Raw genomic sequence first — 929 nt, 5'->3', positions numbered from 1 at the left:
AGCCATTTCTCATTCTTAAATTCAGAAACGAACTGTCGACCCAATGTATTTGTTGCAGTCAAATCACCAGATTTCTGTGTGCGGACTTGTTTCTTTTTACGTGTGACGGATTGTATACCCATGAGTCGCATGATGCGTAAGATACGTCTCGCACCGTATGCGGTATTAAGTTGGCGATTCACTAGATGACGCATCATTCGATATCCAGGGACACCTTTATATTTTAGGTATAACTCAGCAATGGTGGATGCGATGACTGCATTCTCAATCTCATATTGTGGGGGCTGACGGTTCAAATATTTATAATATGCTTGACGACTGATATTTGCGACCGCACATAGTTCCGAGATTGTATAGCCGACCCTGTGTAATTCAGTAATGGCTTCATGCACCCTATGGCCACGAACTCGGCTTATTTTTGTCTCCGCTCGAGTTCTTCCAACTTTTTTAGAAACGCATTCTCTACTTCCACTTTCCGACGTTGACGACGCTCTTGTTCTAGCGCGCGTTTCAATTGATCGACTTCACTCAATGCATCTTCAGGCTTTCGCTTGCCGCGTCGGTCTTCTAAACCATACTTTCCAGCTGCTTCATATTTTTTCACATATTGATAAGCTTGCTGATAGGTGACATCAAAAAGCTCAGATAGTTCACGAATACTCACTTCATTTGCCTCATAATACTGTGCAATGTCTAATCGTTCTTGGTATGTGGTCTGTCTTGACTTAACCATCAATGGCTTACCTCCGAAGGTAGATTTAACTCGTTTACCTTCAGTATACGCCTTAACCCATTTCTTTACAGTAGAATAGGCACGAATATTGTATTTTATAGCTAAGCTTCTATAACTAATGGATTGATTAAGATATTCTTCTACCACCATTGACTTAAATGCTTTTGTGTATGTCTGATGCTTGGGCTCATGTCTC

Annotated in this window: 2 protein-coding genes; both read right to left on the bottom strand. The window is 41.2% G+C overall.

Features of this window, described 5'->3' with window-relative positions; genetic code table 11:
• Positions 1-392: IS3 family transposase (locus V6E76_RS11350; protein WP_247353045.1), on the bottom strand; the 392-nt coding region annotated here is incomplete at its 3' end.
• Positions 393-412: 20 nt separating this feature from the next.
• The coding region (locus V6E76_RS11345; RefSeq protein ID WP_499797816.1) for a helix-turn-helix domain-containing protein at positions 413-929 on the bottom strand (517 nt) is incomplete at its 5' end.

The organism is Jeotgalicoccus huakuii, from assembly GCF_036665975.1.
GTDB lineage: Bacteria > Bacillota > Bacilli > Staphylococcales > Salinicoccaceae > Jeotgalicoccus > Jeotgalicoccus marinus.
This window is presented reverse-complemented; position numbering and strand designations above follow the sequence as displayed.